This window comes from Streptomyces sp. NRRL S-646, from assembly GCF_000720765.1.
Lineage (GTDB): Bacteria > Actinomycetota > Actinomycetes > Streptomycetales > Streptomycetaceae > Streptomyces.
In genome coordinates, this window is the sequence record NZ_JODC01000007.1 from 740,562 (window position 1) to 759,703 (window position 19,142).

Here is a 19,142-nt window from a genome sequence, read left to right on the forward strand (position 1 = left end):
CCGGCCTCCTCCTGAACGATCGGGAAGTTGTTCACGTACCGACATGTGCACAGGCCGCGCACAGTACGCGGCGTTGATCGACTTTGTCATTCGGCCGGAGGGTGTGCGGTGGCCCTGAACAACACTTACGACGCAAGGCTGGTCCAGCAGGAGACCGCTGTGGGAGCGGGCGTTCAGATCCTGTTGCTGGCCCTGCTCGGCACGGCGATCGGCATGGGGCCGGCGGGCTGGCTGACCGGCCTCGTGTTCGCCATCGCCATGTGGGCGGTGCTCTCGCGGGCACTGCACCGCACCCGGCCACGCTCGTTCGGCCCGGCCAACCGCGTGACGCTCGGCCGGGCGACCCTGGTGGGCGGTGTGACGGCCCTGGTCGCGGACTCCTTCGAGAGCTCCCCGCCGGTCACCGCCCTCGTCGGCCTCACGGCGGTCGCCCTCATCCTGGACGGCGTGGACGGCAAGGTCGCCCGCGCCACCGGCACCTCCACTCCCCTGGGCGCCCGCTTCGACATGGAGGTCGACGCGTTCCTGATCCTCGTGCTCAGCGTCTACGTCTCCATGCAGCTCGGCCCGTGGGTCCTGCTCATCGGCGGCATGCGCTACGCCTTCGTCGCCGCGGCCCGCGTCTGGCCGTGGCTGAACGCCTCACTGCCGCCGAGCACGGCCCGCAAGACGGTCGCCGCGATGCAGGGCATCTGCCTGCTGCTGGCCGCCTCGGGCTACCTGCCGCCCATGGCGTCCCTCGGGGTCGTCGTACTGGCCCTGGGCTCACTGATCTGGTCCTTCGGCCGTGACGTCCTGTGGCTGCGGCGGACGTCCCGGGTCCGGGACGGCGAGGTGGAGGAGATGCTGGAGCTGGAGTCGGAGCGGGAGACGGTGGCCTCCTGAACAGCCGTCACCCGTAGTCGCCGTCCACCCGGCGACGGCGACGTCCTCGGGCGCGCTGCCCGGGGCCGGGTCAGCTGTCGAAGGCCAACCGGTACACCGTCGACTCCCGCACCCGGAATCCCAGCCGCCCGTACAACCGGTTCGCCGCCTCGCGGTCGGGCCGGGATGTGAGGTCGACAGTGCGGGCCCCTGCGTCACGGGCGGTCTGCAGGGCCTTCTGCATGAGCAGTCCGGCGACTCCGTGGCCTCTGGCCGCAGCGTCCACGACGACGTCCTCGACACGAGCCCGCAGGCCGGACGGTACGGGGACCATGACGAGGATCAGGGTGCCGACGATCTCGCGGTCGGCGCGGGCGATGAGCACGGTGTTCGCATCGCAGGCCACGATGCGTCCGACCGCCTCGGCGTCGAGCGGCCTGGCGGACGTCGACAGCTGCGGCAGCAGTCGACTGAAGACTTCCACGAGTTCCTGGTCCGCCTGCCGGGCGATCTCCACCTCGATCTTCATGGCGCCGCCCCTATCGGCGCGGCAACAGCCCGACCGCCGCGACCGGCACGGCAGCCAGCACCAGCCAGGGCACGGCCACCGGCAGCCCCACGTCGAGGAGCGTCCCGGTCGCCGAGCTGCCGGCCAGGACGATGAGGCCGGACACCGAGGGCAGCGCTCCCGTGTACAGGCCGAGCCGTCCTTCCTCCGCGAGGTCGGGAACCCAGGCGCGGGCGACGGGTGCGACGAGCATCTGGCCGAGGGTGAGCAGGACCACGAACCCGGCGGCAGGCAGCAGGCCTGCCGGGCCCGTCCAGCCGGCCGGACGGGCACACCCCACGACGGCGAACCCGGCCGCGATCAGCAACAGCCCGGCCGCCATGGAGCGCCGCAGTGTGAGCCGCACCCCGGCCCAGCGCGTGACGGGCAGCTGGGCGCTCACCACCAGCAACGACGACAACGCGAGCAGCCAGGCAAGCGGCGCCTGCGAGCCCGTCGCGCGCTCCACCTCCGCGGGCAGGGCGAGGTAGAGCTGGTTGTAGGCGAGCAGATAGGCGCCGTACGCACAACACAGCGCCAGGAAGCGGCGGTTGCGCAGCAGCCCCCGCAACCCGCCCCGCCCCCGGGCACGCACCCGCCCGGGAACGTGCTGCGGCAGCAGCCAGGCATGACCGGCCAGCACGCACACAAAGATCCCGGCCCCCGCCAGGCACACCGCACGGAAGTCCACCGCCAGCAGCAACGCGCCCAGCAGCGGACCGACGAACGCCCCGGCCTGCCCCGCCACGGTGAACAACGCCAGCACGCGGGTACGCGACCCTCCGCCCGCCTCCTCCAGCACCACGGCCTGCCGGGCGACTTCGGACTCCACGGCCGGTGAGAACAGTGCCGCGGCGAACCCGATCAGCAGCACCGCACCGACGACCGCCCAGGTCTCCCCGGCGTACCCGAGCCAGACGAAGCCGACGATCCGCAACACGCAGCCGGCGAGCACCACGGGCCGGATCCCGTACCGGTCGGCCAGCGCCCCGCCCACGACGAACAGCCCCTGCTGACTGAAGGTCCGCAGCCCCAGCACGAACCCGACGAGCCAGCCCGCCATCCCCATCGCCCGGCCGAGATGCTCGGACAGGAACGGCAGCACGGCGAAGAAGCCGATGTTGAAGGCGAGTTGGGTGAGGATCAGCAGACGGAGAAGGGGCGTCAGCCGAACACCGCCTTGCGTACGGCGACGCGGGCCGATCGACAATGACGTCACCTTGCTCACCTGGCTCCCACCAACTCCCTTGTATCGGCGGTACGACGCCGGAGCCGCCCCTCTCCCCCACCCGCGCTCACCGCCAGTGCACCGAGCAGGCCGAGTACGGCGGCGGGCGCGAGAACCGCCCAGGGCGCACGTTCCGCATAGGACTGGTTCTCGGCGAGCAGCAGGCCCCATTCCGGGGAGGGCGGCTGGGCGCCCAGGCCGAGGAAGGCGAGCGAGGCGAGCGCGAGTGCGGTGCCGGGCAGGCGCAGCAGGGCGTGGCGGGTGACGGCCGGCAGGATGGCCGGCAGCAGCCCGTTGCGCATCAGATACCAGCGGCCCGCGCCCAGACCGCGGGTGGCGGTCAGGTGCACGGCCGCCCGCTCCTGCCGCAGCAGCGCGGAGGTGTGCGCGGCGAGCGGCGCCCAGGCGACGGCGCTCACGGCGAGCGCGGGCGTCGCCGCTCCGCTGCCCGCGACGGCGGCGACGAGAAGTGCGCCGAGCACCGGCGGTACGGCATTGACGGTGTCGACGAGCGGCCCCGACAGCCGGGGCAGGAGCCCGAGCAGTACGCCGGCGACCAGGGCGACGGCGCCGATCGCGAGGGCGAGCAGGAGGGTGTCGAGGGCACCGTGGGCGACCCGGGCGAGCAGGTCCCGGCCGAGCGCATCCGTGCCGAACGGGTGGGGCCAGGAGGGAGGTCGGAGCCGCTCACCGGTGTCGAGGGCGAGCGGGTCGCGGGGGAGGCCCAGCCCGATGACGAGGAGCAACAGCCCACCGTAGGCAGGAAACCGGATCCCGCGGACCGGCGCCGACGGCCGGTGCAGGGTGGGCAGGGCCCCGTCGCGAAGGGCGGGTCCGATCAGCAGACGGGCCGCGAGCCGGGCGGCGCCCGCCGCGACGGCGCCGAGCAGGACGAGTACGAGCACTCCGGCCTGCAGGACGGACAGGTCCTGGGCGAGGGCGGCCTGGAGGGTCGCCCGGCCGAGCCCGGGGATGTCGTAGATCTGCTCCACGGCGACGGAGCCGCCGGTCAGCCCGACCACGAACAGCCCGGCGTTGGGCAGCAGTCCGGGCAGGCAGCGGCGTACGGCCTGGCGGGCGATGCTCCGGCGGGGCAGTCCGCGGGCGGCGGCGGCCGCCGCCGTCCAGGGTTCGGCGAAGGCGCCGGGCAGCAGGTCGTCGAGGAGCCGCCCGAGCACGGCCCCGGCGGGCAGACCGAGCGCGAGCGCGGGCAGCACTGTCCAGCGGGGCCCGTACCAGCCGAGTGCGGGCAGCCGGCCGAGCTGCACGCCGACGACGGTGGCGAGCACCGAGGCGATGAGGAATTCGGGCAGCACGGCGAGCACGGCGGAGCCGGAGCCGCCTCGGCGCTCCCGCCGGCACAGGGTCCGGGCGCAGACCAGACCCGCCGTCACGACCGCGACCACGAGCGCCACAGCCATCAGCAGCAGGGAGACACCGAGGGCCTGGAGCACGGCGGGCGTGACCTCGGCCCCGGAGATCCACGACCGCCCCGCGTCCCCGCGCCACAGCCCGCCGAACCACTGCCCGAGCAACCTCAACGGGCCATCGTCCAGGCCGAGTTGGGTCCGGATGTCGGCCAGCACCTCAGGGCTGGGGTTTCGTTCGGCCGAGCGCGCCCTGAGCACGGTGAGCGCCGGGTCGGTGCGCGAGAGCCAGGGCAGCAGGCCGACGCAGCACACGAGGGCGACGGCGAGTCCGGCGCGCCACAGGACCGCAGTGGCTTGGTGCCGCATGTGTCAGCGCCGGGTGCCGGTGCCGACGAGGGTGCGCTCGTACGGATCGAGAAGCGCACCGCGGACCGAGCCGGCGACGCCGGTGATGACGCGCTGGTGGACGAGCGGCACGACGGCGTCGGTGCCGAGGATGTCCGCCTCGGCCGCCATGACCGCGTCCTGCCGCTGCGCGGTGTCGGTGGCCCGCTCGGCCTTCGCCACCGCCCGGTCGACGCCCTCGTCGCACAGCAACGCCAGGTTGTAGCCGCCGGCGCAGGTGAAGTCGCTCGCGAGGACGGCGACGGGATCACCGGTGTCGACGAGGGTGTTGCGGGCGAGTACGAACGCGTCGAACTTTCCGTCCAGCGCGTCGCTCTCCAGCCGTGAGTATTCACGCACCTCCAGTTCGACCTGGAACCCCGCCTTCTCCAGTTGCTGCTTCAACACCTGTGCGACTTCCGGGAGTTCGGGCCGGTTGTCGTACGTGGCGAGGGTGAGCTTCGTGCCATGGGGGGCCGCGGCCTTCGCGCGCCCGGCCGGCGGCCTGCGCCTGCCCTCGGCCCAGGTGACGGCGGGCCCGTAGATACCGGCTCCGGCATCGGCGTGCCCCTCGTGGACGCCGTCGGCGAGGGCGGAGGTGTCGACGGCCCGACGGGCGGCGGCGCGCAGCCTCGGCTCCTTGAAGGGACCGAACCCGGTGTTGAGGAGCAGGCTGGTGGTACGGGTCGTGGCCGTCTCCTTGCGGGTGGCCCTGGCGAGAGTGGCGGCCTGCGCGACGGGGATCGCCTCGGCGAGGTCGACCTGCCCGGTGCGCAGGGCGGCCGTGCGGGCGGTGCCGTCGGCGATGAACTTCACGTCGATGCCGGAGGACCGGGCCAGTCCGCCCCAATGGTCGGCGAAGCGGTCGAGGGTGGCGGAGGTGGTGCCGGTGACCTTGGTGAGCTCGAAGGGGCCGGTGGCGGTGCCGATCGGGTCGACGCGACCTGTGGCGCCGTAGGCCTTCGGAGCGAAGATCGCGAGGCTCGGGCTGGACAGGCGCAACGGCAGTACGGGGTCGGGGCTGCCGGTGGTGATCCGTACGCCCGTGCTGCCTTCGGCCGCTGCCGTGAGACGGACGCCGGAGAGAGCGGCGGGGGCGGGTTTCGCCTCGGTGGCGTGGGTGAGGGAGGCCGCGACGGCGGACGGGGTGACGTCCGTGCCGTCCTGGAAGGTGGCCTCGCGGAGGGTGAACAGCCAGGTGCGGTCGTTCTCCCGGCGCCAGGAGGCGGCGAGCGCGGAGGTCGCGGCGCCGTTGGCGTCCAGGGCGGTGAGGCTTTCGGTGACGCCGAGGCGGCTGAGGGTGGTGGCGTCGTCGCCGTACGGCGAGAGATTCTCGGCGGGCGGGAAGGCGAGGGCGACCCGCAACCGGCCGCCGGCCGTCGCGTCACCCGCCGCGCTGCCGGAGCCGCCGGAGCCTTCGGGGGCGAAGCAGCCGGTCAGGGCCGGGGCGAGCAGGAGGGCAAGGAGCAGTCGGAAACGGCGCACGGCGGCTATCGCCCCATCGGTATCTCGAAGTGGACGATCCCCTGCCCGCCGCCGGGATCCTCGCGCTCGTCGTGCACGACCTTGCCGAGCGACCGCCAGAAGGCCTCCGCACCCGGGACCATCGGGTCGGTGTGCAGGTAGACGGCGCGGTATCCGCCGTCCGCGGCCGCGAACGCGAGCAGTTCGCCGACGAGGCGCCGGGCCAGGCCGCGCCGACGGTGCTCGGGCCGGACGTAGATCCGGCGCAGTTGCGCGGTCTCGCCGGAGGGAAAGCGCTCGGCGAGGTGGCGCGGGTTCGGCGGGTGGGCGGGACCGCGGGAGTCGAGGGCGGCGGTCGCGACGACATCTCGGTCGGCCGGGTCGAGCGCCACCAGCAGGGTGTGGCGGGGAGAGGCGAGATAGGCGGCGGCCGGATCGAGGATGTCGCCGTGCCAACGGGGCACGTAGCCGGTGCCGAAGTCACGGTGGACGGTGTCGAGCATCACGGCTCGCGCACCGTCGAGGTCGTCCGGGCCTGCCGCCCTAATGCAGTAGTCAAGCACTTGCACATCATATGCATTAAGCCGGACGTCCTTGATCGCCACCTCATCACCCTCCGGCTCCCGCCGATTTGACAGACCGTCGGAAGCTGCCTAAAACCTAGCCACATGACATTCATTTTCAAAATGAGGTCGGCCCGGTAATGCGGGTCGCGTTCGTCGGCAAGGGCGGCAGCGGCAAGACCACCCTGTCAGCGCTCTTCACCCGTCATCTGGCCCGCTCCGGCGCGCCGGTACTCGCCATCGACGGCGACATCAACCAGCACCTGGCCGAGGCACTGGGACACGACGAGGCCCATGTGGACGCACCGCCCCTGGGCGCCCACCTGCCCGAGATCAAGGACTATCTGCGGGGCGCCAACCCGCACATCGCCTCCCACGAGGCGATGATCAAGACGACCCCGCCCGGCCGCGGGTCCCGCCTGTTGAGGTTGCTCGGCGACGACGAAGTGCACGCACGGCACGTCCGGCGCGTGGGTGACGTACCGCTGATGGTGACGGGCGAGTTCGACGAGAGCGACCTCGGGGTGGCCTGCTACCACTCCAAGCTCGGGGGCGTCGAGCTCTATCTCAACCACCTGGTCGACGGCCCCGGCGAGTACGTGGTGGTCGACATGACGGCGGGCGCGGACGCCTTCGCGTCGGGCCTGTTCACCCGGTTCGACCTCACGTTCCTGGTGGCGGAACCGACCCGCAAGGGCGTCTCCGTCTACCGCCAGTACCGCGACCACGCCCGCGAGTTCGGGATCCGTATCGCCGTGATCGGCAACAAGGTGACCGGCGAGGACGACCTGCTGTTCCTGAAGGAGCAGGTGGGCGACGACCTCCTGACCCACCTCGTCCACTCCCCCTGGGTACGGGCGGCCGAGCAGGGACGCGCGGAGGGCGGGTTGGACACCCTGGAGCCGCACAACCGCCACGCCCTGAACATCTTGCGCGAGACCGTCGACGCCCACCCCAAGGACTGGCCCGCCCTCCACCGCCACGCCGTCGAGTTCCACCTGCGCAATGCCCGCGCTTGGGCGAACGAGGCGACGGGCCTGGACCTGGCCGAACAGGTGGACCCGGGGTTCGTCCCGGGCCCCTCGGCGCTCACCTGACCCCTCCCTCCACCGTCAAGCACATCCACCAACTCCCGGAACGGACGCCCTTTTTCATGTCTCTCGACGTCTCCCCGAAGCTCCTCGCCGAAGCCGAGTCCGGTGACATCCGCGAGGAGGACTTCGTGGACACGGTCCGCACGTCCCTCCCGTACGCCTACGACCTGATCGCCTCCCTCGCCACCGAACTCAAGGGCGGCACGGCCGAGTTCACCGACAACCAGACCCCTCCCCCCTCCGAGCAGGAGCGCGGCCAGCTCCTGCGCGCCCTCGCCAGCGACGCCATCCGCGGCAGCCTGGAACGCCACTTCGGCGTGGAACTGGCCTTCCAGAACTGCCACCGGGTGGCGGCGTTCCGGCCGGGGGCACGGGACGGCGAGACCTACGGGCGGTTCACGTCGGTGCGGTCGCAGGTGCTGAACCAGTCGCCGGAGTTCCGGGACTGCTGACGCGCGCCGCACCCTGCCGGCCGGCCGGTCCGCGGGCCCCGGTCAGAGGATCTCTTCCTCCTCGGGGACGACGACCTGGTCGATCATGGCCTGGATCTTCTCGGCCGGCAGGGCGACCGCCATGGCCCAGTAGTAGATGACGAGGCTGAAGACGCCGGTGACGACCATGTCCCACCACAGCGGGAACCACGGATGCTTCAGGGGTCCGAAGTCGCTCAGGTAGACGATCAGACCCATGCCTACCAGGTACACCGGCAGCCACTGCGCGGCACGCAGGTCCAGTTGCGGGGTGATCGGGTTCATCTTGAACACCCTGTTGGCGACCAGGATGACGTAGCCGATGAGGATGGCGACGCCGAGCTTCCAGTCGGTGGTCCAGCCCGACCAGAGGATCAGCAGGTTGGCGACGACGAACGCCAGCGGCGACATCCAGCTTCCGCCGGGCAAGCGGTACGGGCGATGGGCCTCGGGCAGACGGTTGCGGAACACGCCGAAGGAGAGCGGCGCCCCTGCGTACATCAGCACGCTCGCGCTGGTGATCAGCCCGACCAGGGAGCGCCAGCTCGGGAAGGGCAGGAAGCAGATGCAGCCGATCACGAAGGCGGTGATCAGGCCGACCCAGGGGACACCGCGGTTGTTGGTCTTCTCGAACGCGGTCGGCACATAGCCGTTGCGGCTCAGGCCGTACGAGACCCGGGAGGAGCCGGTGATGTAGATCAGGCCGGTGCCTCCGGGGGAGATCACCGCGTCGAGATAGAGGATCGTGGCCAGCCAGCCGACGCTGATCAGCGTCGCGACCTGCGCGAACGGCCCGCTCAGGGCGTTGAACGCGGAGTTGGCCCAGGTATGGCCGATCTGGGACGCGGGCAGCGCCGCGAGGAAGACGACCTGGAGGGCGATGTAGATGATGATGCCGATGATGATCGACCCGATCACCGCGCGCGGGATGTCCCGCTTGGGATTGGCGCTCTCACCGGCGAGCTGGTCGGCCTGCTCGAAGCCGAGCAGAGCGAAGATGATGCCGCTGGTCGAGACGGCGGACAGGATGCCCTTCGCCCCGTAGGGGTTGAATCCGTCGGCCGCCGTGAAGTTCGCGGTGTGGAACTGAACGATGGCGAAGACGAAGATCGTCAGCAGGGGTATGCCGACCTTCCACCAGGTCGCCGCGCTGTTGGTACGGGCCAGCAGCCGGATGCTGAGGAAGTTGATGGCCGTGATGACCGCCATCAGCCCCACCGCGACGGCGATGCCTGGCCCGGTGAGGACGTGCTCGCCGCCCTTGATCTTCTCCCAGCCGTGCGCCCAGGAGTAGTGCTGGCCGTAGGTGATCATGGCCAGCACCTCGATGGGTGCCACCGTGGCCGCCTGCAGCCAGGAGAACCAGCCGAAGGAGGCTCCCGCGGCGCCGCCGTACGCGTAGTGCGGGAAGCGGGCGGTGCCGCCCGAGACCGGGTACATCCCGCCGAGCTCGGCGTGCACCAGCGCCAGGATCAGGATGGCGAGGCCGCCGATGGCCCAGGAGATGATGGCCGCCGGTCCGGCCGCTGCCAGGGCCCCCTGGGCGCCGAACAGCCAGCCCGACCCGATGATCGATCCTTCCGAGGCCCAGATGAGGCCCACGAAGCCGATCTCGCGCTTCAGGCCAGGTTTGGTTCCCGCGCCGGGCGCTTTTTCCGATATGGCCATGACATACACCCCCTCATAGGGTGATCCTCATCACATTATCGTGCCACGCCGGTGCATCCCCGACGGCCGCCCATGCGTACACGACTCGGCAAAATGCCCATGCGCCGGGCGACCGCGACGGTGCCGGACCCGGGCTGTCGCGGCCGGGTGCGGTCCCGGGCCAGGTCCAGGTGCGGGTCCAGATCCGGGTCCGGATCCGAGTCCGGGTGCGGTCCAGGTCCAGGTCCGGCCCCAGGTCCGGGTCCGGGTCCAGGTGCGGTCCGCGTCCGGGTCCAGGTCCGGGTCCAGGTGCGGTCCGCGTCCGGGTCCAGGTCCGGGTCCAGGAGCGGTCCGCGTCCGGGTCCAGGTCCGGTTCCGGGCAGGGTCCGGGCCGGTTCCGGGCCGGGTCCGGGCCGGTTCCGGGCCGGGTCCGGCAGAGGGGCCCGTCTCAGGCCGCCTTGCGGGTACGGCCCCGGTGGGCGCGGACGATCTCCGCGTACCGATACCCACTCCCCTTGATCGTCCGCACCTGCGTCCGATAGTCCACATGCACCAGCCCGAACCGCTTGTCGTAGCCGTACGCCCACTCGAAGTTGTCCAGCAGCGACCAGGCGAAGTATCCGGCCAGCGGGGCGCCCTTGCGGGCCGCGGATGCGCAGGCCGCCAGGTGGCGCTCCAGGTAGTCCTGGCGCTCGGGGTCGTCGACGGTGCCGTCCGGGCGTACGACGTCCGGGTAGGCGGAGCCGTTCTCGGTGACGTACAGGCGGCGGGCGCCGTACTCCTCGGTGAGGCGGAGCAGGAGCGTCTCGATGCCGTTCGCGTCGATCTCCCAGTCCATGCCGGTGCGCGGGACGCCGAGGCGACGGACCGAACGGACATGGGGCGCCGGGGCCGAGGGGTCGTCGGCGACAGTCGCCGGCATGTAGTAGTTCAGGCCGTGCCAGTCGAGCGGGGCGGCGATCGTCGCCAAGTCGCCTTCCTGCTCCGGGAGTTCCACCCCGTACACCTCGCGCATGTCGGCCGGGAACCCGCGGCCGTACACGGGGTCCAGCCACCAGCGGTTGACGTGGCCGTCCTGTCGGCGGGCGGCCCGCACATCCTCGTCGCGGTCGGTGGCGGCGTGCACCGTGGAGAGGTTGGTGACCAGGCCGACCTGCGCGGACGGGGCCGCGGCGCGGATCGCACCGACGGCGAGGCCGTGGCCCAGCAGCAGGTGGTAGGAGGCGCGGACGGCGGCCGTCAGGTCGGTCAGGCCGGGAGCCATCCGGCCTTCCAGGTGGCCGATCCAGGCCGAGCACAGCGGTTCGTTGAGGGTGGCCCAGTGCGACACGCGGTCGCCGAGGCGTTCCGCCACGACCGCGGCGTACTCGGCGAAGGCCAGCGCGGTTTCCCGCTCGGGCCAGCCACCGCGGTCCTGGAGGGTCTGCGGGAGGTCCCAGTGGTAGAGGGTGACGGACGGCATGATGCCCGCCTCCAGCAGAGCGTCGATCAACTCGTCGTAGAAGGCGAGGCCCTTGGGGTTCACCGGTCCGTTCCCGCCGGGCAGCACCCTCGGCCAGGCGATCGACAACCGGTAGGCGTTCGCGCCCAGTTGACGCATCAGGCCGATGTCCTCGCGCCAGCGGTGGTAGTGGTCGCAGGCGACGTCGCCGTTGTCGTTGCCCGCGACCTTGCCGGGCGTGTGGGAGAAGGTGTCCCAGATCGACGGGGAGCGGCCGTCCTCCGCGACGGCTCCCTCGATCTGGTACGCGGCCGTGGCCGTACCCCACAGGAAGTCGGGCGGAAAGGCGGCGAGGTCGATGCGGTCGGACACGGAAGTCCTTTCGGAATCGGTGGAGTTGGTTTCCCGGCGGTTCACTTGACGGCTCCCGCCGTCAGCCCGGCGACGAGATAGCGCTGCAGCAGCAGGAAGCCGGCCACGACGGGCACGCTGACGACCAGCGAGGCGGCCATGATCTGGTTCCAGTAGACGTCGTTGAGGGTGGAGTAGCCCTGGAGGCCGACGGCGAGCGTCCGGGTGGTGTCGTTGGTCATGACGGAGGCGAAGAGCACCTCGCCCCAGGCGGTCATGAAGGCGTAGACGGCGACGGCGACGATGCCGGGGATCGCGGCCGGTACGACGATCCGCAGCAGCGCGCCCAGCGGCCCGCAGCCGTCCACCAGCGCCGCCTCGTCCAGGTCGCGTGGCACCGAGTCGAAGTACCCGATCAGCATCCAGATCGAGAAGGGGAGGGAGAAGGTGAGGTACGTGAGGATCAGTCCGCCGCGGGAGCCGAACAGGGCGATGCCGGTGGCGTTGCCGATGTTGACGTAGAGGAGGAACAGCGGGAGCAGGAAGAGGATGCCCGGGAACATCTGCGTGGACAGGACGGTGACCGTGAAGACGCGTTTGCCGCGGAAGTCGTAGCGGCTGACGGCGTAGGCGGCGAACACCGCGATCACCACCGAGCAGACGGTCGCCGAGCCGGCAACGATCAGCGAGTTCACGAAGTAACGCGCCAGCGGGACCGTCGACCAGATGTCGATGTACGGGCGGATCGTCAGACCGCTGGGCAGCCAGCGGAACTTGCCCGTGACGTCGGCCAGCGGCTTCAGCGAGCTGGAGACCATGACGTACACCGGCACCAGGACGAAGCCGGCGAGCAGGGCGAGGAAGATCCGCCGGGACCAGAGGAACGAACTCGGCGGGGACATGGGCGACTTGACCCTCTGGGCCTCAGACATCGGCCGCCCTCCGTCCGCGCGAGGTGAGCACCAGATACCCGCCCGTCACGACCAGCAGGAAGAGCAGCAGGAGTACGGACATCGCCGACCCTGTGCCGAAGTTCCAGGTGACGAACGACGCCTGGTAGATGTGGACCGAGATGAGGTCCGCTGCCTCGGGGGCTGCCTTGCCGAACAGGACGTACGGCGTGTTGAAGTCGTTGAAGGTCCAGAGGAAGAGAACCAGGACCAGGACCTGGTTCACGGGGCGCAGGGACGGCAGTGTGATGCGGCGGATCTGCTGCCACAGCCCGGCACCGTCCAGGGCGGCCGCCTCGTACAGCTCGCGCGGGATGTTCTGCAGGCCGGCCATGACGATCAGGAAGGCGAACGGCCAGCCCTTCCACACCGACACGGTGAGCAGCGCGTAGAAGCTGTTGTCGCCGATCAGCCAGAAGGACGGTTTGTCGGTCACGTGCAGTTGGTCGTGCAGGACGTGGTTCACCAGGCCGTTGTCGTGCTGGAACATGAACACCCAGGTGATGACGGCCGCGTACACCGGCAGGGCGTACGGCACCAGGAACAGCGCTCGCAGCAGGCCGCGGCCGCGGAAGGTGTCCTGCATGAATACCGCGGCCGCCGTGCCGATCAGCCAGCACAGGCCGACCGACAGCAGGGTGAAGGCGACGGTGACGAAGAAGGAGTGCAGCAGTGCCTCGCCGACGGGGGCGTCGAAGTCCACCGACACCTTGTAGTTGCCGAGGCCGGTCCAGGGCGCGGTGCCCCAGTCCCGGATGTAGAACTGCGTGAGCTCCTTGAAGCTCATCACGATGCCGATGACCATCGGCACGAGGTGGACCAGGAGTTCGAGGATCAGGGCGGGCAGCAGAAGCAGGTAAGGGAGTCCGATACGGCGGATCCGGCCGGGGCGGCGGTCACGCGGCTCGCGTGCCGCCGCCCCGGGGGAACTCCCGCTCACCGAAGGCTCCTTGAGGGCGGTGGTCGTCATCGGATCACTTCGCCGGCATCTGCTGCTGGGCCTTCTCGAGCGCCGCCTTCACCGAGTCGGCGGTCACCGCGCGCCCGGCCGCCGCGTCCGCGAACAGGTCCTTGACGGCCGTGCCGACCGCCGTCTCGAACTGCGACTCGTCGGCGACCTGCGGCAGCGCGGCGGCGCTCGTCGCGAGCGTCTGCTTCAGCACGGAGTTGGACGCGCTGTTGAACGCGGCATCCGATTGGGCCGCCTTCACGGGCGGGATCGAGCTGTACGCCGTGTTGAGGATCTTCTGCTCGGCGTCGCTGGTCATGAACTTCACGAACTTCGTGGCGCCGTCGAGGTTGTGGGTGTTCTTGAAGACGGCGAGGTTGATGCCGGCGACCATCGAGTTGACCTGGGTGCCTGTGCCGGGGGCGCCGGACTGCACGGGCACGGGCGCGATGCCGTACGAACTCTCGCTCATCCCCTGGGACTTCAGATTGGCGGCGGCGGACTGCCACAACAGCATGGCCTGCTTGCCCTTGGCGAAGTCGCTCACGGACTGGTTCTGCGCGTACTCGGCGTCGCCGGTCGGGATGACCTTGTCCTTGGCCATCAGGTCGACGTACTGCTTCACGGCGGTGACCACGCCGTCGCCCGTGAAGTCGGGTTTGCCGTCGGCGGTGAAGAAGTCGGCGCCGTGCTGCTTGGCGAAGACGAAGACGTGGTGGATGTTCTCCGCGAGGTTCGCCCCCTCCGCGCCGAGCGGCGACTTGCCCTTCGCCTTGATCTTCTTGCCGTCGGCGAGCAGTTCGTCCCAGGTGGCCGGGGGCTTGGAGATGCCCGCCTCGGCGAAGATCTGCTTGTTGTAGTAGAGGGCGTAGGCCATCGAGTACAGCGGTACGGCCGCGGGGTCCTTGCCCGCCGCGCCCGTCGAGCCGAGTGCCGAGTCGACGAAGCGGTCCTTGCCGCCGATCTTCGCGAGGTTCTTGGCGTCCCAGGGCAGCAGGGCACCGGTGGCCTGCAGGGAGGCGCTCCAGGTGTTGCCGATGTTGAGGACGTCGGGGCCCTGGCCGGAGGTGGTCGCGGTGAGGATCCGGTTCAGCAGATCCGACCAGGGGACGACCTCCAGCTTCACCTTGATGCCCGTCTGCTCCTCGAACTTGTCGAGCTCCGGCTGCAGGACCTTCTTGTCGACGGCGATGCTCGCGCCCTGGTTTGAGGCCCAGTACGTGAGCGTCTTCGGCGAGTCGTCGGACCCGCCGCCTGTCGACGAACCGCCTCCGCAGGCCGAGGCGGCAAGGGCGAGTGACATGGTGACGGCGCCTACGGCCGCGGCTCGGATGCTGCGCATGGCTCCCGGTGTCCCTTCGGGGATTGCAGTCATGACTTAATTTAGGACGTGAGTTAAACCTCAAGGGATGGACTAGTCAAGGGGTACGGCAACCCTTGCGGAACTCCGGTCGCACCCCTTGACGCGCCCGTTCGGGAAGTTGAAGCATTCACCGGCGAGAGAGCGCTCCCAAACCCCACCTCGTTCACTTTCTGAACAGGAGAGCCGCCCCATGCCCCTGCCTGACTCCGGTCTGCCCGCCCTGCGCCGCAGAACCGTCCTCGGCGCAGCCGCCGCATCCGCCCCCGCGGTGCTCGGTCTGTCCGCCCGCGCGTCCGCCGCCCCCTCCGCCAAGAAGCCGCGGCTCCTCCCCGGCGGCGGCGACCTCGGCCCGAACGTCCTGGTCTTCGACCCGTCCACCCCGGGCATCCAGGCCAAGCTGGACGAGGTGTTCACACAGCAGGAGTCGGCCCAGTTCGGCACCGGCCGCTATGCACTGCTGTTCAAGCCCGGCACCTACAACGGCCTCAACGCCCAACTCGGCTTCTACACCTCGATCATGGGCCTGGGCCTCTCCCCCGACGACACCACCATCAACGGGGACGTCACCGTCGACGCCGGCTGGTTCAACGGCAACGCCACGCAGAACTTCTGGCGCTCGGCGGAGAACCTGGCCCTGGTTCCGGCCAACGGCACCAACCGGTGGGCAGTCGCACAGGCGGCCCCCTTCCGCCGTATGCACGTCCGCGGCGGCCTCAACCTCTCGCCCACGGGCTACGGTTGGGCCAGCGGCGGCTACATCGCCGACAGCCGTATCGACGGCCAGGTCGGACCGTACTCGCAGCAGCAGTGGTACACCCGGGACAGTGCGATCGGCAGCTGGCTCAACGGCGTCTGGAACATGGTGTTCTCCGGCGTCGAGGGCGCCCCGGCGCAGAGCTTCCCGAACCCGCCGTACACCACACTGGACACGACCCCGGTCTCCCGCGAGAAGCCCTTCCTGTACGTCACGGGCTCCTCCGACCTCCGTGTGTTCCTGCCGGAGAAGCGGACGAACGCCCGCGGTGTGACCTGGGGCAACGGCACCCCGCGAGGCACCTCACTCCCGCTGTCGCAGTTCTACGTCGCCAAGCCGGGCGTGACCGCGGCCACCCTCAACCAGGCGCTCACACAGGGGCTTCACCTGCTGCTGACGCCGGGGATCTACCACCTCGACCGCCCGATCCAGGTGGACCGCGCCAACACGGTCGTGCTGGGCCTGGGGTACGCAACTCTCGTACCCGACAACGGCGTTACGGCCCTGCGCGTAGCCGACGTGGACGGCGTGCGCCTGGCGGGCTTCCTGATCGACGCCGGGCCGGTCAACTCCCCCACCCTGCTGGAGATCGGCCCGCGCGGCGCGTCCCGGGACCACTCCGCCAACCCGACGACCGTGCAGGACGTGTTCGTCCGCATCGGCGGGGCGGGCGCCGGAAAGGCCACCACCAGCATGGTGATCAACAGCCGGCACACCATCGTCGACCACACCTGGGTGTGGCGCGCCGACCACGGCACGGGTGTCGGCTGGGACACCAACCGGGCCGACTACGGGATCGTCGTCAACGGCGACGACGTGCTGTGCACCGGCCTGTTCGTCGAGCACTTCAACAAGTACGACGTGCAGTGGTACGGCCAGCGGGGCCGCACGATCTTCTTCCAGAACGAGAAGGCCTACGACGCCCCGGACCAGGCCGCGATCCAGAACGGCTCGGCGAAGGGCTACGCGGCCTACAAGGTCGGCGACGGCGTCACCGCGCACGAGGGCTGGGGCCTGGGCAGTTACTGCTACTACAACGTCGACCCGACGATCGTGCAGCACAACGGTTTCGCCGCGCCGAACCGGCCCGGAGTGCGCTTCCACGACCTGCTGGTGGTCTCCCTGGGCGGAAAGGGCCAGTACGAACACGTCATCAACGACACGGGCGCGCCCACGTCGGGCACCTCCACGGTGCCGTCCACGGTGGTGTCGTATCCGTGAGCGAGCGGCGGCCCCGCCCGTTAAGGGGCGGGGTCGCCGTGTCGATCACCGGATCGCGGTGGCGGTGTCTTGTCCCTGAGCGGCGGCCCCGCCCGCGTACGGGAGGGGCCGCCTTCTCAGTCACCGGGCCGCGGTCGCGGCCGGCGCCTGCGCGTAGCCCGTGGGGCGGGCCGTGAAAGTGCCGCGGCCCTGTGTCCGGCTGCGCAACCGGGTTGCGTAGCCGAAGAGTTCGGCCAGCGGCACCGTGGCCGTGACGACCGCCGCGCCGCCACGCGTGGCCGAGCCCGAGACCCGGCCGCGGCGGGCGGCGAGGTCTCCGAGCACGCCGCCGACGGCGTCCTCGGGGACGGTGACCGTGACCTCGACGACGGGTTCCAACAGGACCATCGCGCAGGCCCGCAGGGCCTCTCGGAGACCGAGTCTGCCCGCCGTGCGGAAGGCGGTCTCCGAGGAGTCCTTCACGTGGGTCGCCCCGTCGCTGAGGGTCACGCGCAGCCCGGTCACCGGATGACCGCCGAGCGGTCCCTCGGCGAGTGCGTCCCGGCAGCCGGCCTCGACCGCGCGGACGTACTCCTGCGGCACCCGCCCGCCGACGACGGCCGAACGGAACTCGAAACCTTCGTCGAGGGGCTCGACATCGAGGACGACATGCGCGAACTGCCCTGCTCCGCCGTCCTGTTTGACGTGCCGGAAGACCAGACCGGACACCCCGCGGCCGACCGTCTCGCGGTAACTCACCCTTGGACGGCCGACGTTGACCTCAAGACCGTGGGCGCTCCGCAGCTTCTCCGCCGCGACCTCCAGGTGCAGCTCACCCATCCCGGACAGCACCGTCTGGCCGGTCTCGGGGTCGGTCCGCACGACCAGCGAGGGGTCCTCCTCCGTCAGCCGTGCGAGCGCCGAGGCCAGCTTGTCTGCGTCGGTGGACCTGCGGGCCTCCACGGCCACGGAGACCACCGGCTCGGCGACGCCCGGCGGTTCGAGCACGATCGGCGCGCCGGGGGCGCACAGGGTCGAGCCGGCGCGGGCGGACTTCAGGCCGGCCACGGCGACGATGTCCCCGGCGACCGCACGGTCCACATGTGCGTGCCGGTCGGCCTGCACCCGCAGGATCCGCCCGATCCGCTCGGTACGGCGCACTCCCGCGTCCCACACGGCTTCTCCCTTCTCGATCGTTCCCGAATACACCCGCACATACGTCAGCCGCCCCGTCGGGGTGGCATTCACCTTGAACGCCAGCGCCGCGAACGGCGCTGCCGGATCGGCCGCCCGCTTCTGCTCCGTACCGTCGAACGTCCCTTGTACGGGGGGCACGTCGAGCGGCGAGGGCAGGTACGAGACGACGGCGTCGAGCAGCGGTTCGATGCCGCGGTTGCGGTAGGCCGAGCCGCACAGCACCACCACGCCGTCACCGCTGCGGGTCAGTTCGCGCAGGGCGGCGACGAGGGTCTGCGCGGACACGGCCGCCCGCATGCAGAACTCGTCCAGTGCGCCGGTGTGCAGCTCGGCCACCGCCTCCTCCAGCAGCCGCCGACGCCGCTGCGCCTCCTCGCGCAGCTCCTGAGGCACCGGCCCCTCCACAGCCGTGTCGCTGCCGTCGTCCCAGACCAGCGTCCGCATGCGGACGAGGTCGACGACACCGCGGAACCCGTTCTCCGCGCCGATCGGCATCTGCACGACCAGCGGCGCCGGATGCAGCCGCTCGCGGATCGAGGCGACGGCCGTGTCGAGGTCGGCGCCCGCGCGGTCCAGCTTGTTGACGAACGCGATTCTCGGCACGCCATGCCGGTCGGCCTGCCGCCACACGGACTCGCTCTGCGGCTCGACCCCGGCGACGGCGTCGAACACCGCGACCGCGCCGTCGAGCACCCGCAGCGAGCGCTCCACCTCGTCGGCGAAGTCCACATGCCCGGGGGTGTCGATGAGGTTGATCCGATGGCCTTCCCAGGCGCAGCTGACCGCCGCGGCGAAGATGGTGATCCCGCGATCGCGCTCCTGCGGATCGAAGTCGGTGATGGTGGTGCCGTCGTGAACCTCACCGCGCCGGTGTGTGGTTCCGGTGGCGTACAGGATCCGCTCTGTGACGGTGGTCTTGCCCGCGTCGACGTGGGCAAGGATGCCGAGGTTGCGGACGAGGGCGAGAGTGTTGAGGTTGGTGCGCACGGCCCGTTGGCCTTTCTGGTGATCGCTGATCATCGGCGATGATCGGAATGGGCAGCGCGATTCCCGGACGAACGGGCCCGACCAGGGGTGCCGGTGAATACGGCAGGCCGCGTCAGACGTTCGTCACGGGCATCCGGTACCGGCCGCGCAGCGGGCACCGGACGGACGGGGACACGAGGATCACCTCGAACTGCGAGCAGGGGACGACGACTGTGGTGCAGTAACGCACGGCCGTCCTCCTCACTCGTCCCGCGCGTCACGGCGACGCACGGTGCGTGGCGAGTGTAGGGAGCGCCGAGGGGGCGGGGCACCCGATTTT

15 protein-coding genes are annotated in these 19,142 nt (G+C 70.7%); 4 read left to right on the forward strand and 11 right to left on the reverse strand.

The features are described 5' to 3' along the window. The first annotated feature begins 108 nt into the window (after positions 1-108). On the forward strand, positions 109-885 hold the full coding sequence (locus tag IH68_RS0118825) for a CDP-alcohol phosphatidyltransferase family protein (protein ID WP_030936585.1): 777 nt from the start codon (positions 109-111) through the stop codon (positions 883-885). A gap of 70 nt (positions 886-955) precedes the next feature. Here the strand turns inward: IH68_RS0118825 and IH68_RS0118830 are convergent, their stop codons facing one another. Genes IH68_RS0118830 through IH68_RS0118850 form a run of 5 tightly spaced genes read right to left on the reverse strand, consistent with a single transcriptional unit; the run spans position 956 to position 6,420 of the window. Next, positions 956-1,393, reverse strand: a complete 438-nt coding sequence (locus tag IH68_RS0118830) for a GNAT family N-acetyltransferase (protein ID WP_030936587.1) — start codon at positions 1,391-1,393, stop codon at positions 956-958. A 10-nt stretch (positions 1,394-1,403) separates the two neighbouring features. After that, positions 1,404-2,639 carry an MFS transporter gene (locus IH68_RS0118835; RefSeq protein WP_037884908.1) on the reverse strand — a complete coding sequence of 412 codons (1,236 nt, stop codon included), beginning with the start codon at positions 2,637-2,639 and terminating at the stop codon, positions 1,404-1,406. Continuing rightward, a complete protein-coding gene (locus IH68_RS0118840; RefSeq protein ID WP_037884910.1) occupies positions 2,636-4,375 on the reverse strand; it encodes an ABC transporter permease subunit in 1,740 nt (579 codons plus the stop codon). Before IH68_RS0118840 ends, IH68_RS0118835 begins: the two co-directional genes overlap by 4 nt. Positions 4,376-4,378: 3 nt before the next feature. After that, positions 4,379-5,878, reverse strand: coding sequence for an ABC transporter substrate-binding protein (locus tag IH68_RS0118845; protein ID WP_030936595.1), 1,500 nt, complete (start codon positions 5,876-5,878; stop codon positions 4,379-4,381). 5 nt (positions 5,879-5,883) lie between these two features. Continuing rightward, the gene (locus IH68_RS0118850; RefSeq protein ID WP_030936596.1) at positions 5,884-6,420 is read right to left on the reverse strand and encodes a GNAT family N-acetyltransferase; all 537 of its coding nucleotides are present in this window, start codon (positions 6,418-6,420) and stop codon (positions 5,884-5,886) included. A 140-nt stretch (positions 6,421-6,560) separates the two neighbouring features. Here IH68_RS0118850 and IH68_RS0118855 point away from each other — a divergent pair, with 140 nt between their 5' ends. Together IH68_RS0118855 and IH68_RS0118860 are read left to right on the forward strand one after the other, a co-directional pair. Further along, positions 6,561-7,517, forward strand: a complete 957-nt coding sequence (locus IH68_RS0118855) for an adenylyl-sulfate kinase (protein ID WP_030936597.1) — start codon at positions 6,561-6,563, stop codon at positions 7,515-7,517. A gap of 56 nt (positions 7,518-7,573) precedes the next feature. Then, complete coding sequence (locus IH68_RS0118860; RefSeq protein WP_030936598.1) at positions 7,574-7,966, forward strand: SCO5389 family protein; 393 nt, start codon at positions 7,574-7,576, stop codon at positions 7,964-7,966. A gap of 42 nt (positions 7,967-8,008) precedes the next feature. Here the strand turns inward: IH68_RS0118860 and IH68_RS0118865 are convergent, their stop codons facing one another. The 5 genes from IH68_RS0118865 to IH68_RS0118885 form a co-directional block, all read right to left on the reverse strand. After that, complete coding sequence (locus IH68_RS0118865; RefSeq protein WP_030936599.1) at positions 8,009-9,652, reverse strand: APC family permease; 1,644 nt, start codon at positions 9,650-9,652, stop codon at positions 8,009-8,011. Between the two features lie 427 nt (positions 9,653-10,079). After that, the gene (locus IH68_RS0118870; protein ID WP_030936600.1) at positions 10,080-11,444 is read right to left on the reverse strand and encodes a GH1 family beta-glucosidase; all 1,365 of its coding nucleotides are present in this window, start codon (positions 11,442-11,444) and stop codon (positions 10,080-10,082) included. A gap of 41 nt (positions 11,445-11,485) precedes the next feature. Further along, positions 11,486-12,325 carry a carbohydrate ABC transporter permease gene (locus IH68_RS0118875; protein ID WP_030936601.1) on the reverse strand — a complete coding sequence of 280 codons (840 nt, stop codon included), beginning with the start codon at positions 12,323-12,325 and terminating at the stop codon, positions 11,486-11,488. A gap of 22 nt (positions 12,326-12,347) precedes the next feature. After that, positions 12,348-13,343, reverse strand: coding sequence for a carbohydrate ABC transporter permease (locus tag IH68_RS0118880; protein WP_030936602.1), 996 nt, complete (start codon positions 13,341-13,343; stop codon positions 12,348-12,350). Positions 13,344-13,347: 4 nt separating this feature from the next. Then, on the reverse strand, positions 13,348-14,664 hold the full coding sequence (locus IH68_RS0118885) for an ABC transporter substrate-binding protein (RefSeq protein WP_030936603.1): 1,317 nt from the start codon (positions 14,662-14,664) through the stop codon (positions 13,348-13,350). A 211-nt stretch (positions 14,665-14,875) separates the two neighbouring features. Here IH68_RS0118885 and IH68_RS0118890 point away from each other — a divergent pair, with 211 nt between their 5' ends. Then, positions 14,876-16,660, forward strand: coding sequence for a hypothetical protein (locus IH68_RS0118890; protein ID WP_030936604.1), 1,785 nt, complete (start codon positions 14,876-14,878; stop codon positions 16,658-16,660). Positions 16,661-16,780: 120 nt separating this feature from the next. On the opposite strand, the gene fusA is transcribed toward IH68_RS0118890, so the two are convergent. Continuing rightward, the gene (gene fusA / locus IH68_RS0118895; protein WP_420718994.1) at positions 16,781-18,856 is read right to left on the reverse strand and encodes an elongation factor G; all 2,076 of its coding nucleotides are present in this window, start codon (positions 18,854-18,856) and stop codon (positions 16,781-16,783) included. Positions 18,857-19,142 lie beyond the last annotated feature (286 nt).